The organism is Alteromonas halophila, from assembly GCF_014651815.1.
Classification (GTDB): Bacteria; Pseudomonadota; Gammaproteobacteria; order Enterobacterales; family Alteromonadaceae; genus Alteromonas; species Alteromonas halophila.
Map to the genome: position 1 here is coordinate 534,834 of NZ_BMXP01000001.1, position 23,570 is coordinate 558,403.

General features: G+C 50.6%; 19 protein-coding genes. 10 read left to right on the top strand and 9 right to left on the bottom strand.

All coding sequences use genetic code 11. The features are described from left to right. The first annotated feature begins 3 nt into the window (after window positions 1-3). Together brxL and IE054_RS02470 are read left to right on the top strand one after the other, a co-directional pair. Window positions 4-2,064 carry a protease Lon-related BREX system protein BrxL gene (gene brxL, locus IE054_RS02465; RefSeq protein WP_189403484.1) on the top strand — a complete coding sequence of 687 codons (2,061 nt, stop codon included), beginning with the start codon at window positions 4-6 and terminating at the stop codon, window positions 2,062-2,064. A 209-nt stretch (window positions 2,065-2,273) separates the two neighbouring features. Then, on the top strand, window positions 2,274-2,783 hold the full coding sequence (locus IE054_RS02470) for a GNAT family N-acetyltransferase (protein ID WP_189403485.1): 510 nt from the start codon (window positions 2,274-2,276) through the stop codon (window positions 2,781-2,783). A 39-nt stretch (window positions 2,784-2,822) separates the two neighbouring features. Here IE054_RS02470 and nadK read toward each other — a convergent pair whose 3' ends face one another. The 5 genes from nadK to IE054_RS02495 all read right to left on the bottom strand — a co-directional run bounded on the left by nadK (window position 2,823) and on the right by IE054_RS02495 (window position 8,061). Then, entirely contained in the window at window positions 2,823-3,698 is an 876-nt protein-coding gene (gene nadK / locus IE054_RS02475; protein ID WP_189403486.1) for an NAD(+) kinase, read from the bottom strand. Between the two features lie 71 nt (window positions 3,699-3,769). Continuing rightward, complete coding sequence (locus IE054_RS02480; RefSeq protein WP_189403487.1) at window positions 3,770-4,537, bottom strand: 3-hydroxybutyrate dehydrogenase; 768 nt, start codon at window positions 4,535-4,537, stop codon at window positions 3,770-3,772. 1 nt (window position 4,538) lies between these two features. After that, entirely contained in the window at window positions 4,539-5,549 is a 1,011-nt protein-coding gene (locus IE054_RS02485) for an extracellular catalytic domain type 2 short-chain-length polyhydroxyalkanoate depolymerase (protein ID WP_373293805.1), read from the bottom strand. 14 nt (window positions 5,550-5,563) lie between these two features. After that, on the bottom strand, window positions 5,564-6,757 hold the full coding sequence (locus IE054_RS02490; protein WP_189403488.1) for an E22 family MetX-like putative esterase: 1,194 nt from the start codon (window positions 6,755-6,757) through the stop codon (window positions 5,564-5,566). Between the two features lie 8 nt (window positions 6,758-6,765). Further along, a complete protein-coding gene (locus IE054_RS02495; protein WP_189403489.1) occupies window positions 6,766-8,061 on the bottom strand; it encodes a GntP family permease in 1,296 nt (431 codons plus the stop codon). Between the two features lie 187 nt (window positions 8,062-8,248). On the opposite strand from IE054_RS02495, the gene IE054_RS02500 reads away from it, so the two are divergent. The 3 genes from IE054_RS02500 (at window position 8,249) to IE054_RS17885 (ending at window position 11,517) form a co-directional block, all read left to right on the top strand. Continuing rightward, complete coding sequence (locus tag IE054_RS02500; RefSeq protein WP_189403490.1) at window positions 8,249-10,516, top strand: TonB-dependent receptor; 2,268 nt, start codon at window positions 8,249-8,251, stop codon at window positions 10,514-10,516. A 160-nt stretch (window positions 10,517-10,676) separates the two neighbouring features. Further along, window positions 10,677-11,321, top strand: a complete 645-nt coding sequence (locus tag IE054_RS02505; RefSeq protein ID WP_189403491.1) for a response regulator — start codon at window positions 10,677-10,679, stop codon at window positions 11,319-11,321. 73 nt (window positions 11,322-11,394) lie between these two features. Next, window positions 11,395-11,517, top strand: coding sequence for a hypothetical protein (locus IE054_RS17885; RefSeq protein WP_268245042.1), 123 nt, complete (start codon window positions 11,395-11,397; stop codon window positions 11,515-11,517). A gap of 1 nt (window position 11,518) precedes the next feature. Here the strand turns inward: IE054_RS17885 and IE054_RS02510 are convergent, their stop codons facing one another. The 3 genes from IE054_RS02510 to IE054_RS02520 form a co-directional block, all read right to left on the bottom strand. After that, window positions 11,519-11,947 (bottom strand): universal stress protein, encoded by a 429-nt coding sequence (locus tag IE054_RS02510; RefSeq protein WP_189403492.1) that lies wholly within the window; start codon window positions 11,945-11,947, stop codon window positions 11,519-11,521. Between the two features lie 170 nt (window positions 11,948-12,117). Next, on the bottom strand, window positions 12,118-13,419 hold the full coding sequence (locus IE054_RS02515; RefSeq protein ID WP_189403493.1) for a transporter substrate-binding domain-containing protein: 1,302 nt from the start codon (window positions 13,417-13,419) through the stop codon (window positions 12,118-12,120). A gap of 74 nt (window positions 13,420-13,493) precedes the next feature. Beyond that, complete coding sequence (locus tag IE054_RS02520; protein ID WP_189403494.1) at window positions 13,494-13,739, bottom strand: hypothetical protein; 246 nt, start codon at window positions 13,737-13,739, stop codon at window positions 13,494-13,496. 270 nt (window positions 13,740-14,009) lie between these two features. Between IE054_RS02520 and IE054_RS02525 the strand changes: the two genes are divergently transcribed. After that, on the top strand, window positions 14,010-15,308 hold the full coding sequence (locus IE054_RS02525; protein WP_229804974.1) for an alginate export family protein: 1,299 nt from the start codon (window positions 14,010-14,012) through the stop codon (window positions 15,306-15,308). Window positions 15,309-15,338: 30 nt separating this feature from the next. On the opposite strand, the gene IE054_RS02530 is transcribed toward IE054_RS02525, so the two are convergent. After that, window positions 15,339-18,710 carry a PAS domain-containing hybrid sensor histidine kinase/response regulator gene (locus tag IE054_RS02530; protein WP_189403495.1) on the bottom strand — a complete coding sequence of 1,124 codons (3,372 nt, stop codon included), beginning with the start codon at window positions 18,708-18,710 and terminating at the stop codon, window positions 15,339-15,341. Window positions 18,711-18,930: 220 nt separating this feature from the next. Between IE054_RS02530 and grpE the strand changes: the two genes are divergently transcribed. The 4 genes from grpE to IE054_RS02550 all read left to right on the top strand — a co-directional run bounded on the left by grpE (window position 18,931) and on the right by IE054_RS02550 (window position 23,538). After that, window positions 18,931-19,587: a nucleotide exchange factor GrpE gene (gene grpE, locus IE054_RS02535; RefSeq protein ID WP_189403496.1), complete on the top strand. Its 657-nt coding sequence runs from the start codon at window positions 18,931-18,933 to the stop codon at window positions 19,585-19,587. Between the two features lie 90 nt (window positions 19,588-19,677). Next, a complete protein-coding gene (gene dnaK, locus IE054_RS02540; RefSeq protein WP_189403497.1) occupies window positions 19,678-21,612 on the top strand; it encodes a molecular chaperone DnaK in 1,935 nt (644 codons plus the stop codon). Between the two features lie 164 nt (window positions 21,613-21,776). Further along, complete coding sequence (dnaJ, locus tag IE054_RS02545; RefSeq protein ID WP_189403498.1) at window positions 21,777-22,907, top strand: molecular chaperone DnaJ; 1,131 nt, start codon at window positions 21,777-21,779, stop codon at window positions 22,905-22,907. 151 nt (window positions 22,908-23,058) lie between these two features. Then, complete coding sequence (locus IE054_RS02550; protein WP_189403499.1) at window positions 23,059-23,538, top strand: c-type cytochrome; 480 nt, start codon at window positions 23,059-23,061, stop codon at window positions 23,536-23,538. Window positions 23,539-23,570 lie beyond the last annotated feature (32 nt).

The following is a 23,570-nucleotide window of genomic DNA, read 5'->3' on the forward strand; positions in this document are numbered from 1 at the left end:
TAAATGACTATCAAGAATAATGAAGCAAGTGATATCCGTAGCCAGGATCTGGATGAGTTACTTATCACAGAGTTCAAAGGGAGAGTCGTCAGGAAAGACCTGACTAAACAGTTAAAAGAGGGGGCGAACGTCCCCGTATATGTACTTGAATATTTACTAGGCATGTACTGCTCAGCCGCTGACGACGAACTTATTCAAGAGGGCCTGAAAAACGTCAAAAAGATCCTGACCGAGAACTATGTTCGTCCTGATGAAGCAGAAAAAGCAAAGTCGTTGATTCGGGAAAAAGGCACACATAAGGTAATAGATAAAGTTACTGTAAAGCTTAATCAGAAAAAAGATGTTTATGAGGCGAGCCTTTCCAACCTCGGTATCAAAGATGCGGTCGTTCCGAATAAAATAGTCAAAGAGAATGAGAAGCTTTTGACCGGAGGAATCTGGTGCATCATCACGATCAGTTACTTCTATGAGGAGGGCCAGAAAGTATCGCCGTTTAGTATTCTGAATTTAAAGCCAATTCAAATGCCATCTATGAATATGGTCGAGATTTACAGTGCACGCTCAAACTTTACAACGGAGCAGTGGATAGATTTACTACTTCGCTCGATAGGCATGGAGCCATCAAACCTTGAACAACGCACAAAATGGCATTTAATTGCGCGTATGATTCCTTTTGTTGAAAATAATTATAATGTCTGTGAGCTTGGTCCCAGAGGTACTGGTAAGTCCCATGTATACAAGGAATGCTCTCCAAACTCGTTACTTGTTTCTGGCGGACAATCTACCGTAGCTAACTTGTTTTATAATATGTCATCACGCCAGATAGGTTTGGTGGGTATGTGGGATGTCGTTGCTTTTGATGAAGTAGCAGGGATACGTTTTAAAGACAAAGACGGCATCCAAATCATGAAAGACTACATGGCATCAGGCTCTTTCTCCCGAGGTCGAGACTCGATTGAGGCAAAAGCTTCTATGGTGTTTGTAGGTAATATTGACCACAGTGTAGAAACGCTGGTTAAAACGAGCCACCTATTGGCGCCATTTCCCCCCGAAATGATTGATTCTGCGTACTTTGATCGTTTTCATGCTTATATTCCGGGGTGGGAAATACCTAAAATGCGACCTGAATTTTTCACTGACAGGTTCGGGTTGATTACCGATTATCTTGCTGAGTACATGCGCGAAATGCGCAAAACTACATTCTCCGACGCAATCGACAAGTACTTTAAGCTTGGCAACAACCTCAATCAACGTGATGTAATCGGTGTTCGCAGAACAACTTCAGGTTTGTTGAAGCTGCTACATCCACATGCTGAGTACGACAAAGAAGACGTTAGAGTGTGCTTAACTTACGCCTTAGAAGTTCGTCGCAGGGTAAAGGAGCAGCTAAAGAAAATAGGTGGAATGGAATTTTTCGATGTGAACTTCAGTTACATCGACAACGAATCTCATGAGGAGTTTTTCGTTGGGGTACCAGAACAGGGCGGTTCAGAACTTATTCCTCGTGGAATTCCCAAGCCCGGCGTAGTCCATTTTGTTACTGAAGGTGCATTAGGCAAGTTGGGCGTATTTCGACTCGAAACACAAATGACAGCAGGAAATGGAAAGCATTCAACCTCAGGCTTCGGGTCCGATAGCACTGCGAAGGAACAGGTGAGGGTAGGATTCGAGTATTTCAAAGGCAACCTCAACCGTATCGCCGCCAATACGAAGTACTCAGAGCATGAATTTCATCTGCATTTTGTCGACCTACAGAACAGTGGCAACAGCCACAGTGCGAGCCTTGCGTCTTTGGTCGCTAGCTGTTCAATTCTGCTTAACAAACCGATACAGGAGTCAATGATAGTTTTGGGTAGCATGACATTGGGCGGTGTTGTAAACCCGGTGCAGGATTTGGCTTCTAGTATGCAGGTCGCTTTAGAAGCAGGAGCTACAAAGGCCTTGTTACCAATGGCGTCAGCGTCTGATATTCCAAGTGTTCCAGCAGAAACTTTTACGAAGTTTCAGGTGAGCTTCTACAACGATCCAGTTGATGCAGTTTATAAGGCGCTGGGTGTGTCATAAGGCAAGTCAGAAAGAGCGCGGAGCATTAAGTTTTAATGTGGGCAGGTAGTCTTAAAAATCAAGATTAAGTGGGATAGAAGTAATTAGTTTAAGAGATTGACTCAAACTTTGCTTACAAAAAAGAATCACTTCCGGGGCTTTACAGAGTGGCGTCATGTACCGGACCACTACACCTGTTTCTTAAGCATTGATATGCAAAGAGAGGCCATTTGAACAACGTTCACATTCGCGAAGCGTCCGAGCAGGACTGGCCAGCCATCTGGCCCATTTTTAAGCACATTGCCCGCGAGGGAAAAACCTACGCGTTTTCCTCTGATATTTCGATGGAGGAAGCAAAGCAGCAGTGGTTATTGTCTCCACGCCTGACCTTTGTCGCTGAGTCAGATGGCGTAATTGTGGGGACCTATTACCTCAAAACGAATTTTGCAGGGCCGGGCAGCCATGTGTGCAACTGTGGTTATATGGTATCAGCGCAAGCACGTGGGCAGGGTATAGCGACAGAATTGTGTAAGCACTCCCAGCGTGTTGCCTGTGAACTTGGTTACAGGGCAATGCAGTTTAACTATGTCGCGTCCACCAATACCGGTGCAATAGCGCTGTGGAAAAAGCTAGGTTATGACATCGTCGGCACGCTGCCTCAGGCTTTTTACCATCCGCAGTCAGGGTACATTGATGCATTCGTTATGTATAAGTGGCTTTCGTCACCGGCTGCCCGTTAATACACGCACCTTGCTGTGGGTATCCACAATGCTGAACCATCAGTAAAGCTTGCTGCCCCAGTCCAGCTTATTTCGTAACACGGTAAAGTAGTTATAGCCTTTGGGGTGAACCAGCGACAGGGTATCCTGACTTTTGTTGACGGTAATTTCATCCCCAGGGAGGACCGGCAGCACAATGTGGCTGTCACAGCTGGCTTGCAGGGAATCGCTGTTCACTTTAGATACGCGCATGGCGACCACACTGTTAGAGTCAACGACAATAGGCCGTGAACTCAATGTGTGAGGGAACATGGGAACCAGTGTCAGCGCATCCAGGTGCGGCATTAATATTGGGCCGCCGCCAGACAGCGAGTAGGCCGTCGAGCCTGTGGGGGAGGCGACGATCAGGCCGTCCGACCGCTGGCTAAACGCAAACTGGCCATCAATATACACCTCAAATTCCATCATGTGCGCCACTTTACCGTGGTGAAGGACGACTTCGTTAACCGCTGAGTTACTGCTTTTTAGTTTCTGATGACGAAAAACGCTGACATCCAGCAAAAAGCGTTGTTCAACCACGCATTCACCGGCGAAGATAAGGTTCATCTGCTCGACAATATCATCAGGGTTGATATCAGTGAGGAAGCCCAGGTTGCCCCGGTTAACGCCTACCACGTGCACATCAAACCGCGCCAGGACCCGCGCAGCGCCAAGCATACTGCCATCGCCACCAATAACAACGGCCAGGTCTGCCTGTTTACCAATGGTCACCAGATCACACACAGGAATGCTATTGGCTTCGACATCTGCCGCAAGCGATTCTTCAATCAGAATGTCGCAGCCTTTTTCGGTTAAAAATCCGATGAGTACTTCTAAGCTGTCACTGGTGCCTTCGTGCTGAGGCTTGCCGATTAGGCCGACGGTGGAGTAGGGCATGGTGTACTAACGTCCTTTCCTTGTTTCTGGTCAGGACATTAGCACACAAATTAAGGCTTGTGAAAGCAGGGTTAGCGCGCTGTCCAGCCGCCGTCCAGAATCATCGTTTGTCCCGTGATGTTTCGTGCTGCAGGTGAGATCAAAAATGCGGCAGTGCCTGCCAGTTCCTCAATACTGATAAACTGTTTTTTGGGCATAGGCTCCAGCATGATTTTATTGATCACCTCTTCTTCCGTGAGGTTGTTTTCTTTTGCCTGGGCGGCAATCTGCTGTTCTACAAGCGGCGTTTTTACATAGGCTGGACACAGCGTGTTTATCGTTACGTCGCAGTCGCCCGTTTCCAGTGCAACAGTCTTCGCAAAGCCAAGCAGGCCATGCTTCGCCGCGACATACGCAGACTTGTATGGTGAAGCAACCACCGAGTGAATCGACCCAACGTTTATAATCCTGCCAAAGTTACGTTCGCGCATGCCCGGCAAAAAAGCCTGAGTGAGTAGCGCAGGGCCGACCAGCATAATATTAATCAACTGTTGCCATTTATGGGGCGGGAATGAATCGAGCTTCTCCACATGCTGAATGCCGGCATTATTGACCAGAATATCCACCGGCGTATCTGCAAGCTGCTCTCTGACTTGTGCAATTTGTTCAGCATCACAGACGTCCACTGTGACCGCCTGCGCAGAACCACCGTTATTCTTCAGGCTCTGGGCGGCATCCTGGGCAGCATTCTGATTGATGTCGGCAATGATAATATGGTGGCCTGACTCAGCCAGCTTTTCTGCAATGCCATAACCAATGCCACTGGCACCGCCTGTGATAAATACATTGTATGACGCCATTCTACTTCTCCTTCTCTGCGCCGTTACTTAACGCATTGACAATATTCGCAACGGCTTTCACCTGTTTCCCTTCGCGCGTGGCATACTCATCGCCGGTATAGCCCCACCAGTCCCAGCACCCCTGAGGATTAAGCGGCATAAACAGTGACTTTTTCGTTTGCGGGTAAACAACCACCATCTGATTATCGTCGGCCCAGCGGTTCAGCCCGGTATTATCGACATAGTCGCGACCAACGGCGTCGGCATACTGGTTACACCCATGAAAGCTGATATGTACACGGCACTGCGCACCTTCTTTACAACTGTCGGGAACGTACGCATAGCCGGTTTCAGCAAGCGTTTTTGCCGGCTCGCCACCGAGTTCTGCCTGACTGAAGCTCACTACGTCGCCACTTAGCGCATCATCAGGTTGTTGCAGGTTGCCAATCAGGTGGGTAAGTAACGCGCCTGCCGCATCGTAGTCACAGTTACCAATGTAGGGAGATTCTGAGATAGTACAGGCAGTCCCTTTGTTTTTGGTGGGAAACAGGTGCGCAAACGGCTTATCGCTGACGTACTCAACCGCATCCTCACCTGCCCAGGCCACGTATTGCTGATTCAGCAAATCAGCGGCTGTGCGGGTCACTTTTTTGTCTTTTGACCCGTGAAGCAGCCACACTTTACTGTCTTTGAGGTTATCAAGACTGGCCAGCTTGCCTTCATCAGCCCATTGCCGGGCTTTTTTATTTAAGGCATCGACGGGAATCGAGGATTCCACTTTATCAACGCACTGACTAAGCGCCGTGGTAATATCGTTCTGACCACAGTAATACGGACCTGCCGCGATCACGGCCGCGCCTTTCACCCAGTCACTGTGTGCCAGGTGAAACTGGGTGGCCATATATCCCCCCGAAGAAAGGCCCGACACAGTTACCGCATCGGTATTGAGGTTGAGGGCGGGTAACGAAGCCGCTGCGACAGCACCGCCGCCCGAAAGCAAAAGGCCAGTCATCAAAATCGTTTTAATTTGCATATGTGTGATCCCGGTTATTCAGTTAAAAACGAAGCCAGACGTTGTGACTGCTGTTGTATGTCGACAACCCCTTCCAGGTGACCCAGCTCTCCTTCAAGCTCGGCATATTGCGTTGGTTTACCCATAGATGAAAGTGCGTCATGCGCACCTTTCGCCATGTAGGGCATAAGAAGTAAATCGGTAGACGCCGGTAAAAACAGGGTTTTCGCCTGAATTTTTTCAAGCCCGTCGTTAAGGTTTTTGCCGTGTCCTGCGACAAAAAGCTGACAGGCGCGAACCAGATAGAGCAGATGATTGGCGTCCATCTTTGCGGCGCGGGATTGTGCGCGTTGGGTCAGCCACTCAACAATACTGTGGGTGTCCATAATGCTTTTTAAAGGCGCTTGCTCCAGTTGTTTATAGCCCAGCGTTTCGCCAACACGGTTGAAGTAATCGGGGTAGAGCGCATGCTGCGTGATCAGCATCAGTGCGTTGACCAGACCTTGTGTAGGGGGCGCGTCTTTTGTGTAGTGACCCTGTTGCCAGTTTGGGTCAAGACGAATGGGGTTGCCCCACTGCGCCAGTGCCGCTGTGCTCCATGCGTCACTTTCTGCGCTGCCAATTACTGATACCATTCGTTCCACCCAGTCTGGGTACGCGCTGGCCCACTCAATAGCCTGCATAGAACCCATCGACGGGCCGACCACGGCATGCAGACGGCTGATACCTAATGATTCAAGCAGCGCTTTTTGGACATTAACAAAGTCGCGAATCGTAACCACCGGGAAATCCGTTCCGTATGGCTGTCCGGTTTGTGGGTTAATGGTCGCAGGGCCGGTGGTGATCACGTTGTCATCATAGGCATTGAGATTAACCAGCGTATCGACACTGATGACAAAATATTTGTTAGTGTCGATAGCTTTGCCCGGGCCAATAATCGCATCCCAGTAACCGGCCGACTCATCCTGCGGTGAATATTTTCCTGCCGCATGAGAAGTACCGGAAAAATAATGGGTAATGAGAATGACATTGTCTTTTTTCTCATTCAGTTCGCCGTAACTCTCCCAGCCGACCTTAACTGGTGAAATCGTCTCACCGCCAAAGGTGGTGTAGCTGTCCAGCGTGAATGTCTGCTTTTCAGTAAAAAGTGGTTTGACGGTGTCTGCCACTACCGGACAACCAACAGTAGCGATAACGAGTAACCAACCTGTAACGATACGCGTAAACATATTCACTCCTAGAAAAAGCTAAACAGGGCAATGGCTACACTCAGCCCCATTACCGGGACTACCACAGTCAGCGCCGCTACGGGACCATATGCTGCTTTATGGGTCTCGTGGCAGATGGCGCGGATCGTGGTTACCACGTAACCATTGTGAGGCAGCGAGTCCAGCGCGCCTGATGAAATAGACACAATCCGGTGCAACTGCTCAGGCTCCACCCCCTGATCCATGTAATGAGGGCCAACCAGAGGCAGGGCGATTGCCTGCCCCCCTGAAGCAGAGCCGGTAAGACCGGCAATCACACTTACCGCAATTGCCGCGCCGATCAGCTCGTTGCCAGGAATTTGTGTCATCAGGGTAACCGTATCCTGAAAAGCCACCGTGTTCTTTGCAATCGCCCCAAAGCCGACCACCGCCGCGGTGTTGCCAATGGCAACCAAGGCGCCGGTGGTGCCCATATTTACTGCCTTGCCCAGGTCGTGAAAATATTTAAAATTCACCAGCATCAGCGTCAGCACACCGCCCGTCAGGGCAACGATCAATGCCAGCTGAGCAAGCGCTTCGTGCAGTAAGAATGACAAAATTAATACCACAAACAGCGGCAGAATACCGGTGATGGGGTGAGGGTAGTCGCGCTCATGAATGACCGGGTCGGTATCGCGTGCCTCGAAACGCTCACCATTTTCCACCGCTTTATTGATCATGCGGCGCAGCCACCAGTACCCGAAGCCTGCCATTAGAATGGCGACCACCAGACTGACTTCCCAGGCAGCAAACGGCGACGTGCCTAAATACTTGATGGGGATCCAGTTCTGAATTTCCGGTGAGCCGGCTGAGGTCATGGTGAAGGTCACTGAGCCAAATGCCATTGCCGCGGGAATAAAGCGCCGGGGCAGGTTGGCGTCTTTAAACAGACTCACGGCCATGGGGTACACAGAGAATGCCACCACAAACACGCTAACTCCGCCATAGGTAAGAATGGCGCAGGCCAGTACTACGGCCAACACGGCCTGGCGAAAGCCAATGCGCTCTATTATCCAGCGTGCTACCGAATCAGCGGCGCCGGTGTCTTCCATGAATTTGCCAAATAGCGCACCTAACAAAAACATAAAAAACCAGGCCGCAATAAAGTCAGTAAACCCGGCCATATAGGTAACAACGAAATTCTCGTCTCCCATAAACACCGAGATACCATTGGTTAGTGCGACAATCAGTGCACACAAAGGTGCAGCGATAAAAAGGTTCATACCACGAATGGTCAAAAGGATGAGTAGCAGCAGTCCGCCGACTAATCCAAACATACTTAACATAATCGATTCCTTGCAAAAATCTGTGACCGCAGATCTGCTGTAGTAGCCGCTAATTCTGGCTGTCTGCCGGGAAGTTTCCCATAGTACGATGGTACTACATACGAATCATCCAAACTGCCCTAGAGTAATTTTCGACCGCAGGCATTATTACTCATTGTCAATATACATAGAATAACAGGGACACATTATGTCAATCTCCAACACAACAACGCACCGATTCACTCGCTCGCTGTGCGCAGCGGCAGTTGCTTCAGCCTGTCTGTCAGTGCCGGCCGTTTGGGCACAGGACAACACTGACGACGATGCATCAGCAGGAAAACTGGAGCGCATCGAAGTTACCGCCCGAAAGTCTGTTGAATCACTTCAGGAAGTTCCTGTTGCGATTACATCCATTGGTGAAATGGAACTGGCTGAAAAAGGCATTGAGAACATCACCGAAATACAGCAGTTTTCGCCTAATACCACGTTACAGATGAGCCGGGGGACAAACTCAACGCTTACCGCCTTTATTCGTGGTGTCGGCCAGCAAGACCCGGTATGGGGCTTCGAGCCAGGCGTTGGCATTTACATCGATGATGTCTACATTTCCCGTCCTCAGGGCGCGGTGCTGGACCTGTACGACGTAGAACGTATTGAAGTACTGCGCGGTCCGCAGGGCACCCTGTATGGTAAAAACACCATCGGCGGCGCCATTAAATACATCACCAAGAAAATGAGCGGTGACACCGAACTGGCGGTGAACGCAACCATCGGCACGGCCTCACAGCGAGATCTAAAAGTCAGTGGACAGGTGCCTGTCACTGATAATCTGTACTTTGGTTTTGCCGTGGCATCGCTGCAGCGTGACGGGTTCGGGACCTTTTTGGAAGCGCCGGAAGGGCAGGATCGCGAGAACTACAATAAAGACATTCTGGCCGGTCGCTTTACGCTGGAATATCAGGCAACTGATGATTTATTTTTCCGCCTGAGCTATGACAAAACCCGCGATGAATCTAATGCCAAGGGCGGTTATCGCCTGGTTGACAGTCTGCTCACCGATGCCCCTCAACCGGATAGTGTTTACGATTCCTACACCAGTCTGCCAACCTGGAACAAGGTGGATCTGGAAGGCATGAGTCTGACGGTTGACTGGAATATTAATGACTTCTGGGCATTTAAGTCGGTAACGGCGACCCGCGAGGGTGACTCGCCTACCAATATTGATTTTGACAATACGCCGCTGCCAATTTTCGACGTACCTGCTAAGTATACCGATGAGCAGTTCACGCAGGAATTCCAGCTGAACTATGCAGCCAGTAATATGACGGCAGTGGCCGGGGTCTATTTTTACGACGCTGAGGCCTGTGGTATTTATGACGCGAACCTGGTGGCATTTGGCATTGCTCTGGAACAAAGCGGCTGTACCGATACTACCAGTTATGCCATTTACGGTCAGACCAGCTATGACTTCACTGAACAGTGGTCGGTAACAGCGGGTCTTCGCTATACCAAAGATGAAAAAGACGGCGTAGTAAATGCAGCAACCCTGCTGGGCCTTAATTATCCGGAAAGTGGCTGGGTAGACGGTTACGTGCGCCCTGACAACGCAGGAACAACGGTCATTGATGACACGGAATCCTGGTCCCGCGTTACCCCGCGCCTGGGTGTCGAGTACATGTACTCGCGCGATACCATGTTCTACGCCAGTTATTCGCAGGGCTTTAAGTCTGGTATGTACAACCCCCGCGCAACCTTTTATCAGGAGCCGGCTGCGCCTGAGGTGGTGGACTCGTACGAAGTTGGATTCAAAAGTGATATCACCGATAACTTCCGTTTGAATGCCACGGCGTTCTGGCTGGACTACACCGACAGACAGTATGTGGTGAATGTACCTTCGGATGACCTGGCGGAGCCGACGCAGCGTATCGCTAACGTGGGTGAGTCTGAAGCATCAGGAATTGAGGTTGATTTCACGTATGTGGTGACCGATGCGCTTACCGTAACCGGCTCACTGGGCACCATTGATGCAGAGTTTACTGAAGTCCGCTCGGTGGATGCAGACGGTAACCCGATTGACCTGTCTGATAACTTTGTCATTTCCAATACGCCTGAATATACCGCGAACCTGGCGGCAAACTATACCGTCACAACCGGCATTGGCGATATTGTGTTTAACGCGAATTACTATTACCGCGACGACTACGAGCTGTTTGAGTCGCCAGATCCATTGCTTGCGCAGGAAGGCTACGGGCTGGTTAATGCAAGCGCAACCTGGTACAGCGACGATGGCAAGTGGCAGGTCGGCCTGCATGGCAAGAACCTGACCGATGAAGAGTACCGTGTCGGAGGCTATAACTTTACCGGTGGCCGCGATGAAAACGGCAACCTGTTACCTGGTCTGGGCGGCGATACCACGCTGATCGGCTACTACGGCGATCCGCGTACGGTTCACCTTAATGTTGGCTACCGTTTCTAAGCGGGCCTAATATCAGCCTCATTGTACAGATTATGTACGGTGAGGCTGTTTTCTTCCGTCAATCACTTACCACTGCGATAAAAGCACCTTTCACACCGGGTCAGATTGGATTAACATTCACGCTATTATTAAGTAACAACGCAGTAACACATCAACCGCCATGTCCACGCACGTTCTTATTGCCGATGATCACCCACTGTTTCGCGCCGCTATGCGTCATGCGCTATTGGATATTGTTGGCCCTGCAACACGTGAAGCCGCCTCGGTCAGTGAGGCGCTGTCGGTACTGGCCAGCCATGAACAGATCGATCTGGTGTTTCTGGATGTGAAAATGCCAGGCAATGAAGGCCTGACGGGATTAAGTGAAATCCGCACCCAGTTCCCTAATGTGCTGGTGGTTATTGTGTCTGCCCATGATGATCCGGTACTGATCCGAAAGGCCATCGACTTAGGTGCCAGTGGCTATATCCCTAAGTCATCGTCGCTGGAGACCATATCGGATGCCGTAAGTCAGGTACTTGACGGTGAGCAGTGGCTTCCTGAAGGGATGGATATTGCTGTTCAGGCTTCATCTGAATCACAAAATCAGCAACTGGCTGCGCGAATCGCCCAACTGACGCCGCATCAGTTTAAGGTGTTAAAAATGCTTTCTCAGGGCCTGCTTAATAAACAGATTGCCTATGAACTGACAATTTCTGAATCAACCGTGAAGCAGCACGTGTCGGCCATACTCAGAAAGCTGGAGGTCATAAACCGGACCAAAGCTGGCGTCGCGTTCCGGCATATGATGGATGTCGAGGACTAGGCAAGTTGCGAATAAGTCCATCATCACTTAGCGAGTCCCGAAGAGCGTAGTCGCAAGGCAGGTTTCCCGGGCAATGGCCCAATTCTTTGAAAAGAAAATCTTCCCTGGCTGCCCGTATCCAGTCGACTATCGCCTTCAGGGCACAAGCCGCATTGCTGCGTTGCAGGCCAGTGACCATCTTAATAACGGCATGTAGCCTAAACTCGCACAACCAGCACGTCACAATTAACGCCGTGCAGCACCGCATTTGCCGTTGAGCCTAACAGCAGTCGCAGGCCGCGCTGGCCATGGGTACCAATAACAATCAGATCACACCCTAACTCTTCTGCCAGTGAGTGAATCTCATCTGCAGGGTGACCGACATTAACAAAGGTGTTGTCCTTAACGATCCCATGCTCACTCGCCACGGCGGTCAGTTTTTCGCTGGCTTTTTCGCGGGCATCACTTGCCAGATCCAGGGGGGCGGCGACACCATAAGGTGAGAAAAAGATTTCCGGTGGCGTGACATGAAGCAGCGATATATCTGCAGGACTTGCTGCCACCTTTAGCCCTCGTGCGAGTATGTGCTGATAATCTGCGTTGATATCAATGGCAACAAGTATTTTTTTATACATAGCATTTTGCATGTCAGTCTCCTTATTGAAGTCGTGACGCTGAGGCGGCATCCCTCTGGTCATTTAACGTGACAGGACCGGTATCGTAATTGACCAATGCGGACCCTGTAGAATGTGCTAATAAGTAAAGACCAGTCCGGTTTTGATGTCATTGATGTGTGTCAATACTTGGCAAAATTGTGTTATCTGGTGTAGTTGGCGTCGGTATCAGGGGCCTGAATTGCCGATTCGGCCTGGGTGAAATCATGGCCGCGAAAAATATCGTCAAGACTGAGCCCGACAATAGCAATAAGTGCAGTGCCGTCAGGCGCCTGCAGGCGGCGACTGTAGTGCGAAATAAAATTACCTGTTGATGCGTCAAAGCTAATATCTGAGACCTGCGAGTCCCTGCCGGTGAGCGCTGTCACCTTCTCTTCGTCACCCTGATAGTAATCAGACAACAGCGCTGATGTGCCCAGTAATACGCCATACTCATCAGTGATAAAGACTTCTTTTATTTCAGGGACATTTTCGCTCAGTTTGCGCAGGTGAGCAGATACCGGGTTATCCATCATTGCCTGCATAAACGTGTTTCGCTGTTGCCGCGCAATATTCTCTTGCCAGGCTTTATCCCGCTGAACTATCTGAGTGTCTGACAATTGCGCATCGCGAGCAGCCAGGGCTGCTGCACGGGCTAACACGGTCTCAGGCAAGGGTGAAATAACCGCGTGTTCTGCAAACTGGCGAATAATGGCAGATTCTGCAGCATTAACGTCGGTAATGGCGGGATTGCACTGCTTAATCCTGTTATTGAAGGCACGCACCAGTTCCGGGTTGTCACGTACAAACTCTGCAGAAAAGGTGAGGCCCTTTGCCATGTAGCGAACAAAGTGGCGGTGAAGCGAAGCCAGTAACGCGGACGCTCCACTTGCGCGCTCCAGTAATCTGATATCGGCAATGAAAACATCAAAGCGACCGGCATTAAATTGTTCGACCAGCTGCTGATAACTGGCTGCCATGATATAGGGATTGATTCCCTGTTTGTTCAACCAGTGTGCGATATCACTTTCGCGGATAACACCAATACGCTGGTCACGGAGATCTGAAAGGGTATTTTTGTGACTAAATGCAAACCACTTTTCGAGATAAATTGGCTGAGTATTAACACCCGCGGTATTCTCGCTGAAACTGGTCAGGAAGATTCCGTCCACACTGTTCCTTGAAAGCTCTCTTTTAGCCCGGGCCCAGGGAATATGAACTATCTCATAGTTAAGCCCTACATTCTTAAAAATACAGGCCAGCAAACGCTGAATATCATCCTGGTTCTGCTCCGGGCCGGTTTTTTCGGCCTGTTTTTCAGGGTGGGTTGCCAGCAGTATAACTTTGCTGTCATTTGCCTCAGCCCGAGGTATCAGGCAAAGCAACAACACCGCCAGGAGGGTGATGCGCCACAATAAACCAGCAGGTGCCTGTGCTGGCGTTGTTTTATTCCCTGAGGCTTTCATAACCTATCGCTCAGTTCCTTTGACATAGTACGTCTGCCCGGTGTGCAGTTTTCTCTGTCGCCGACGCGTGATAATTAAATAGCAAAATGCCCAACATTTTTATCGATACTGCGTGACACTTTGTTAATTTTCTTACTCTGTGATGTGGATCCCTGAATAACCTTTAGCACTTTAGTAAACACCGCAGACTGCGTTTCAGTATTGGTACTGAGAAAGCGGCTGTTAGAAATACTGATTATGCTCACCAACAGTACCAGAAACGAGACAAACGCAAGGGGGACCGCAAATTTTTGGCGCACCGACAAATTATCGAAATTCATTACACTTTTGTCCTGTTAAAACGCAAAAAACGACTGTCTGTGTATACGCCGGATTGTGACTTTGATGATATTACGCTTTGGTTTTGAGGCACATAGCAGCCACAGCAGGCAGTACCAATCAGTACAACGTTTTTGTATTTTTTTAATTTATAAAACGTAGACATAGACAAAAGAAAGTACAAATGCATTTTTTGCATCTTCCATTACAATATGGGGCAGTAAATTGCACTGGGTTTATAAAAATTCATAAAATGAAAGTGAGATGTCTTCATGATTAAAAACGGTTTTTGTAAAGCAGCGCTGGCGGCGCTGAGTTTGTCCTCCATGGGCGCGGGCATGTCTGAAGCAGGCGCGTCAGAACCTGAGTTTTCGGTGAGTGGCTCCTGGCGCCTTCGCCTGGAAGCGCTGAATAATCCGATATTTCCTGTTTCGCCGGGTGAGCGGGAGCAGCACAATCAGCGTCTGTCATCACGGTTACTGGTTAAAGGGGAAATGAAATGGGATCAGTTTGATGCCGTGATTGAGATGCAGGATTCACGTGTCTGGCTGGATAATAATGACCCGACCTTATCCTCGTCTCAGGTTAATACGCTGGAGCCATTACAGGCGTTTGTTCGTTATTCACCGGACCAGTTTACACATCTGGCGTCGGTTACTGTAGGACGGGTTGCCCTGGGTCATGGCAGCCGTCGGTTACTTGCCAAAGGCGTATTCAGAAACGCCATCAACAACTTTGATGGCGTGCTGACAGACTGGACGTGGCAGGACTGGCAGGTACGGGCATTTTACCTGTTGCCTGTGAGCCGGTTACCGTCTGACCCGACGCTGGTGGATGCCAACGAGCGCGCATTGGATAAGAGCTTCAGCGAGCGGCGTTTATTTGGTATCTATGCGCATTCTGACGACAACCGGTGGGATCTGCACAGCTATTGGTTTAAGGAGGACGATGGTCCTGGGCTTGCCACCCGTAACCGTGACCTCTATACGCTGGAAGTGGAATTCACAGATACACTCGCCGGAGACTGGCTGGCCAACCTGGATGTTATTGGCCAGACCGGCACCGCCCGACAGACCGCCAGTGCCAGCGATATCACTGATCTCGACCATCGGGCATGGATGGTCCATGCCAGTCTGGGACGGGCCGTTAGTGACAATACCGTGCTAAAAGCGGAGGCTGATCTTATCAGTGGTGACAATGATGCCACGGATGACTCGCTGAACAATTTTGAAGGCCTTTATGGGGTAAGACGTTTCGACTTTGGGCCGACAGATGTGTATCAGGCCATGCCACGACGTAACCTGATTGCGCTTGGTGCGCGCAGCGTCAGTAAGATTCAGGGCACCAAAAACCTGATGCTGGGTTACAAGGCATTCTGGTACCAGGAAACCCCGCAAAACGTTGACAGTTTTATCGGGCATCAGCTTGAAGCGCGGCTACGCTGGCAGACCACATCGTCACTCAGACTGGAGTGGGGGGGCGCATACCTGTTTAAAGGGAAAGGCTTCGAACGTGGAGCGTACCCGGATAACTCTGCCTACGTCTACACAAACTTTCTGTACAGTTTTTAACGGCGCACTGAGACAGGCAGGCCATGACGCCTAGCGCTGAAATAGCACCAGTTCGCGTTTGATAAGGCGTTTCAGAGCGGCCGGTTTCACTGGCTTGGGCAGGTACAGCAAGTCATTTTGCTGAGCCTGCTCGCGGATCCCCTCACTGCGGTTGGCGGTGATCAGTATACCGGGCACATTACGTTGCCAGTGCTCTCGCAGTTGGTTGGTCACACAAATGCCGGTCTGGCCGTGATCAAGGTGATAGTCGGCGATAATAAAGTCTACCGTGTCCGTGCATGTTCGTTGCGCAACGTCGAAGGTTGATGCCGTGGTAACCTCAGCGCCCCATTCCCTGAGCAGAATGGTCATGGCCTGCACAATCTGAGGGTCGTTTTCCAGCAGCAGCACACGTTTACCTGTCAGTAATGCCGGGCTTTGCTTATCATTGCTGTGCGCTTTGCCGCTGCTGCTTAACGCCCGCTCACAACGTGGTAACACCACCGAAAATACAGTGCCGCTGCCCATTATTGAGTGCAGATCTACCGGGTGGTCAAGCAAGTCACTCATGCGCTCAACAATGGTTAAACCCAGTCCCAGCCCCTGATTTTCCTGCGCACTCTCCAGCTGATGAAATTCTGCAAAGATATTTGCCTGCTGATTCACAGGGATCCCTGGTCCCGTGTCATACACACATAATGCAACCTGCGAACGTCCCTGTCGCCGGGCGCCAACCAGCACGCCACCGGATGTGGTATAGCGCATGGCATTGGAGAGCAGGTTCTGGGCAATCCGACGAAGCAGACGTTTGTCAGAGCGGACAATCAGGCCGGTTTTTACATACGATAAGCGCAATTGCTGCTGTTTACTTATCACCAGAAACTCATTAATGAGCGGTGATAACACATCATCCAGACAAAACTGTGAAAACTGTGGCGTGAGCTTGCCGGATTCCAGCTTAGTCATATCCAGCAGCATCGAAAGCAGACTTTCGGCGCTATTCAGAGACGTAACAACCCCATCTGAGAGGGCGGCAAGTTCGGTATGCGCGGTTTTCTCTGCCAGCATCGAAGCATAAAGCGTGGCAGCATTAAATGGCTGCATCAAATCGTGACCCGCCGCGGCCAGAAACTTGGTTTTACTCTCGTTGGCGCGATCGGCGTCCAGCTTCGCCTGCTGCAACTCTTCAGTACGCTGTGAGACCCGGGCTTCCAGCGCAGCCTTGGCCTCTTCCAGCGCCTCCTGAATGGCGATATATTCGGTAATATCGCTGTAGGTGGTGACATACCCGCCGCCGGGCAGGGGACTGCCGTTGAGTTCAATCACTTTTCCGTCCGGCTGCCGACGAATGTATTTATAGCGGCTGCCGCCGCGCATAAAATCAATGCGTTTATTGATTTCATTTTCAACGTTACTGCCATTGCCCAGCAATCCGCGCTGTGCATTGTAGGTCAGCAAACTCTCAATTGGCATGCCGGCTTTTAGAAAACCGCGCGGATAGCGAAACATCTCAACATAGCGCTCATTCCAGGCCAGCAAACACAGTTTGTCATCCAGAACACTGATCCCCTGCTCAATGTGTTGCACCGAGGATTGCAGTACTTCGTGGTTAAACTGAAACGACTGAGTGGCTTCTTCTACCCACTCCACCAGTTCGGTCATACTGTCCTGTCCTGTGTCAGCGATAGCGCCTAGAAGAATGCGGGCACTCGGACTGCCTACCTGCGCGGCAAGCAGCTGCTTCACCCTGGCCAGTACGGCATGGCTGGCGTATCCCTGTCTTTGCGCCTGGGCGCCCCCTGAAAGCTGACTGATCAGTGCCCGGTGCGCGTCGTCTTCCAGCACCCGTTCTGTCAGCGTTAACAGGTCGTGTATGCGCACGGCCAGCGGTTGTTGCGGGTAGGCGCTTTTGATCTCACTGTGCGTCTCAGGCTGTGAGTGGCATGAGGAAACAAGTGTAACCAGAACAAATACGCCGCAATTGATCAGTAGCGAATAGACGAACCCTAAGCCCAGATCCGCATCCGATGGCGGCGGGTTAAAGTAATAGCTGGACACGATACTGGGGTACAATAACCACATTACCCAACAGCAGAAACCGGCCAGTAATGCGCATTGTGCTGCCTGCTTGGTACTGCGCTGCCAGTAAAGGCCAAACAGCAGGATAGGAAAACTCTGGGCGATCAACGCAATGGCAATAATACCGCTTTTGAACAAGGGGGCTGACTGACTGACATTGAGGTGATACCAGTACGCCACCGACAAAACCACAAGCACGGTCAGGCGTCGTATTGTTAGCAAACCGGCTGCTTTCATGGTGGTGTCAGGGGCCTGACGAAGGCGGGCTTTTAACCACAGCGGCGTGATCAGGTTGTTGGCAATCATGATCCCCAGCGCCAGCGTCGCAACAATCACCATGCTGGTGGTAGCGGAAAGCCCGCCAACAAAGGCAATGATGGCGACACCCAGATTGTCTGCCATCAGGGGTAAGGCGATGACATACGTATCTGATTTCACATCTGCGGCAAGTAAGGTGCTGCCAGCAAGCGCAATGGGCAGTACAAAGGCTGTCATTCCCAACAGATAAAGAGGCAGCAGCCAGCGTGCTGTGCGTAATTCGCCTTCACCATTGAGCTCAACAAAATTCATATGAAACTGGCGGGGCAGCACAAACAGGGAGCAAATACCCAGCAATACGTGACTGACATAGACCCAGGGGGCCGCATCTGCATACATCACCTGTCTACCGGACGGGTGTGCTGATGCAGTGGCAATCAGATCCTTCACTCCGTCAAACAGGCTGTAACAGACAAACAGGCCGACCACGCAAAGCGCCAGCAGCTTGATTGCAGACTCTACAGCGATGGTGACCAGCAGACCCGGATGCTTGTCGGTAAGGTTCAGCGTTCGGGTACCGAACAAGATAGCGAACAGTGCCATTAACGCGGCCACATAAAACCCCACCGTATTACTGCTGTTTTGGGTATCCGGCGTCAGCAGGTTAATGGTTTCGGTAATGGCATCAAGTTGCAGTGCAATGTAGGGAATTACCCCAATAAAACACAAAAGGGTGATAAGTGCCGCCAGCAGATGTGAATGGCGGTAGCGCAGACCGATAAAGTCAGGTAACGACGTAATATTGTGCTGCTGACATAACCGGCTGATTTTAAGAATAACAGGAAACGCGAAGGACATTGCCAGCATGATCCCGGCATAGGTGGGGACGATCGCCCAGCCATATTGGGCGGCCTGGGTGGTAGTGCCGAAAAACGCCCAGGAGGTACAGTGCACACCGAGTCCCAGACTGTAAAGTACCGGATGTTGCTGGTTATCCCGGAGTTTTCGCTCCCCCCAGAATGCCAGCAGAAAAAGTAGTCCCAGATATACGGCCACAACAGAGCCGACCGTCCAAATACTTAACATGGTGTTTTTCTCTTGAAAACAGGGTTTTACCCTACCACGAATTGCCCACGACAGGGCAATAAAGTGGGATGTCACAGACGGGTACCCGTCGCTGCGGGGGACAGATAATGATGACTTTCCACAAAATTTGTGTGGATACACTTGAAGGTCGTTAATAAAGCCCCATAACTAGCCCCAACGAAATTTATTGCCCCATTTATTGAATTTGCTGGAGGTAGGCATGAGCGAGAAGCGCGACGCGCAGAATACCGAAGAAACCCAGGAGCAGGCACAACCTGCACACGCTGCAGACACTGCAGAGGAAGGGGTGAACGAGCAACCGGAGAATGCGGCCGGGCAGGCCGACGATCAGCCGGCGGAAGGTGACGAGCAGGCGCAACGGATTTATGAGCTGGAGACAGCACTTTCTGAAGCACAGTCAACCATCAAAGAACAGCAGGAAGGTGTGCTTCGCGCCCGTGCTGATATGGAAAATGCACGTCGCCGCGCCGACACTGAAGTAGAAAAAGCACGCAAATTCGCACTTGAGCGTTTTGCTGGTGAACTGCTGCCTGTCATTGACAACCTTGAACGAGCCATTGAAATGGGAGATGCCGAAAACGACGCGGTGAAGCCATTGCTCGAAGGGGTTGAAATGACGCGTAAAACTTTTATTTCGACTATTGAAAAATTCGGTTTAGCGCCTATTGATCCGCAAGGCGAAGCGTTCAACCCGGATCTGCATCAGGCAATGTCGATGCAGGAAAGTGCAGAGCACGAACCGAACAGTGTGATGGCGGTGATGCAGAAAGGTTACCAGCTTAATGGCCGTCTACTACGTCCTGCCATGGTGATGGTGTCACGTGCGCCCGATGAAGGCGTCGACACAAAAGCCTGAAATTTGGATTAATTTTTTTACGACTCTTGAAAAGTGTGGGAAATAACCCCACTAAAAATGCAGAATTAAGAAACAGTTTGGAGACACGTAATGGGTAAAATCATTGGTATCGATTTAGGTACAACGAATTCATGTGTCGCAGTTCTTGACGGCGACAAACCACGCGTAATTGAAAACGCAGAGGGCGATCGCACAACGCCCTCAATCATCGCGTACACCAAAGACGGTGAAACGCTGGTAGGTCAGTCAGCGAAGCGTCAGGCGGTCACTAACCCTGAAAACACGCTGTTTGCGATTAAGCGTCTTATTGGCCGCCGCTTCGAAGATAAAGAAGTGCAGCGCGACATCGACATCATGCCTTACAAAATTGTTAAGGCAGACAATGGTGACGCGTGGGTTCAGGCCAAAGATGAAAAAATGGCACCGCCGCAGGTTTCTGCAGAAGTGCTGAAGAAAATGAAGAAAACGGCCGAGGATTACCTGGGTGAAGAAGTAACCGGTGCAGTCATTACCGTGCCTGCTTACTTCAACGATAACCAGCGTCAGGCAACCAAAGATGCGGGTCGTATCGCTGGTCTGGAAGTTAAGCGTATCATTAACGAGCCGACTGCTGCCGCCCTTGCTTATGGCATGGACAAGAAAAAAGGTGACAATGTCGTCGCCGTTTATGACTTAGGTGGTGGTACCTTTGATATCTCAATCATCGAAATTGATGACGTTGATGGCGAGCACACCTTCGAAGTACTGGCGACCAACGGTGATACCCACTTAGGTGGTGAAGACTTCGATAACCGCATCATCACGTATCTGGTCGACGAGTTTAAGAAAGATCAGGGCATTGACCTGCGTAAAGATCCGCTGGCCATGCAGCGTCTGAAAGAAGCTGGTGAGAAAGCCAAAATCGAATTGTCTTCCGCGCAGCAAACTGAAGTTAACCTGCCGTATATCACAGCAGATGGCTCAGGTCCTAAGCACCTTGCCATTAAACTGACGCGTGCCAAGCTTGAGTCGCTGGTTGAAGATATGGTGAAAAACTCACTTGAGCCAGTTAAAAAGGCGCTGGCCGATGCTGATATGTCTGCCAGCGATGTACACGACATCATTCTGGTTGGTGGTCAGACGCGTATGCCGCTGGTTCAGAAGTATGTGTCTGAGTTCTTCGGTAAGGACCCACGCAAAGATGTGAACCCCGACGAAGCAGTTGCTGTCGGTGCAGCAATTCAGGGTGGTGTACTGGCCGGTGACGTGAAAGACGTATTGCTGCTGGACGTAACCCCGCTGTCGCTGGGTATCGAGACCATGGGCGGTGTAATGACCGTGCTGATCGAGAAGAACACGACGATTCCAACTAAGAAGTCGCAAACGTTCTCGACAGCGGAAGATAACCAGTCTGCAGTAACGGTTCACGTACTGCAGGGTGAGCGTAAGCAGTCCAGCGGTAACAAATCGCTTGGTCAGTTTAATCTTGAAGGTATTCGCCCGGCAGCCCGCGGTGTACCGCAAATCGAAGTGACCTTCGATATCGACGCTGACGGTATCTTGCATGTGTCTGCGAAAGACAAAGACACAGGCAAAGAGCAGAAGATCACCATCAAAGCATCGTCTGGCTTAAGTGAAGACGAAGTCGAAAAAATGGTGGCTGATGCCGAAGCCAACAAAGAGTCGGACAAGCAGTTTGAAGAGCTGATTCAGGCGCGTAACCAGGCTGATGGCATGATCCACGCGACACGTAAGCAGCTGGACGAAGTGGGTGACGCCTTGTCAGAAGAAGACAAGAAGCCTATCGAGTCAGCACTTGAAGAGCTGGAGACGGCGGCCAAAGGCGAAGACAAAGCGGAAATTGAAGCGAAAACACAGTCGCTGATGGAAGTATCCAGCAAGCTGATGGAAGCGGCTCAGGCACAACAGGGCGCAGCAGCTGGCGCTGAAGGCGCGGCCGATGCCGGTGCTGAAGGTGCATCTAAAGGCGATGATGACGTTGTCGACGCTGAGTTTGAAGAAGTAAAAGACGACGATAAGAAGTAAAAACTGTTGCGGTCGGCCCGCTTTGCGGGCCCATTCCCACGCAGTAAGGCGCAGCAGGGACAGCTTGTTGCGCCTTTTGTTGTGTAATAAGGCACGACAATGTAATGCAGTTACAGTGGCCGTTAATAACGGTGGCTGGTAAGAAGAGTAGGAAAAGCAGCGATATGTCGAAACGTGACTACTACGAAGTGCTCGGGGTAGAGAAAGGCGCCGGTGAACGCGAAATAAAGAAAGCGTACAAGAAAATGGCGATGAAATATCATCCCGATCGTACCCAGGGTGATAAAGGCCTCGAGGAAAAGTTCAAAGAAATTCAGGAAGCGTACGAAATCCTGACCGATCCACAAAAACGTGCCGCCTATGATCAATACGGCCATGCCGGTGTGGATCCGAACCGTGGCGCTGGCGGCGGCTTTGGTGGCGGTGCCGATTTTGGTGATATCTTTGGTGACGTATTCGGTGATATTTTCGGTGGCGGCCGTGGCCGTCAGTCGCGTGCAAGACAGGGCGCAGACTTGCGTTATAACCTGGAGCTGTCACTGGAAGAAGCGGTACGTGGAAAAGATGTTGAAATCCGGGTTCCTACCCTGGTTGAGTGCGAGAAATGTCATGGCTCAGGTGCTAAGAAAGGGTCATCGCCGTCAACCTGTCCAACCTGCCATGGTAATGGTCAGGTGCAGATGCGCCAGGGCTTTTTCGCGGTTCAGCAGACCTGTCCGACCTGTTCCGGTAAAGGCAAGATTATTGAAGATCCGTGCGACAGTTGTCATGGTCATGGTCGCGTTGAGAAAACCAAGACCTTGTCGGTTAAGATCCCGCCTGGCGTAGATACTGGCGACCGCATTCGCTTAAACGGCGAGGGCGAAGCCGGTGAAAGTGGTGCACCAGCCGGTGATCTTTATGTCCAGGTGCATGTGCGTGAACATAAAATCTTCAAGCGTGATGGCAATAACCTGTTTTGCGAAGTCCCGCTAAGCTTTACGACTGCTGCTCTGGGTGGCGAACTTCAGGTTCCTACTCTGGATGGCAAGGTCAAGCTAAAAGTCAGCCCGGAAACACAAACAGGTCGTATGTTCCGCCTGCGTGGCAAAGGCGTAAAATCTGTTCGCAGCGGTGCCATGGGCGACTTGATGTGTAAAGTGGTGGTCGAAACGCCGGTCAATCTGTCATCGAAACAAAAAGAGCTGCTAAAAGAGCTTGAAGAGTCGATGGGTAAGGAGACGGCAAAACACCGTCCAAAAGAGCAGGGCTTTTTTGATGGTGTGAAGAAGTTCTTCGACGACCTGACCAATTAAGATCAGCGTATCCCGAAATTAAGAACGCGCCTGCTCAGGCGCGTTTTTTGTTTCTTGCTATTTCGTCAGGGTTTGGTCAGGATAATGAATAAGGGCCTGTGACGCAGAATTTGTGCACAGAGACTATCAGTCATCTTAAGGAGAGTTATTCATGAAACACCTGACCCGTCGCTTTACTGCCTCTGCAGTGCTATTTAGTTCGCTTATCTGCGCGGGAGCTGTGGCAGAAGAAGCCGTATCACGCAAACATGCGGAAACGGCTATTGAATATCGCCAGTCTCTATTTCAGCTTCTGAAAAGTAATATGGCACCACTCGGTGGGATGGCAAAGGGGGCATTGCCTTATGATGCCACTGTAATGGAAACAAATGCCATGCGGATTGAACAACTGGCAGACATGATGGCGGACTACCTGAAAGTGGACACGCGCAAGTTTGATGTCAGCACTGGTGCCAAAGATGATATCTGGGATAATTTTTCAGACGTCGAAGACAAAATTGGCGCATTGCATACTGCCGCCAGCAATCTACAGTCGGTTGCCCAGGCCGGCGATGAAAGTGCTTATCGCAGTGCCATCGGCGAAGTGGGCGCGGCGTGCAAGTCTTGTCATGACGATTATAAAAAAGATTAGTTGATCTTATAATCTGGTATCTGACATGCACC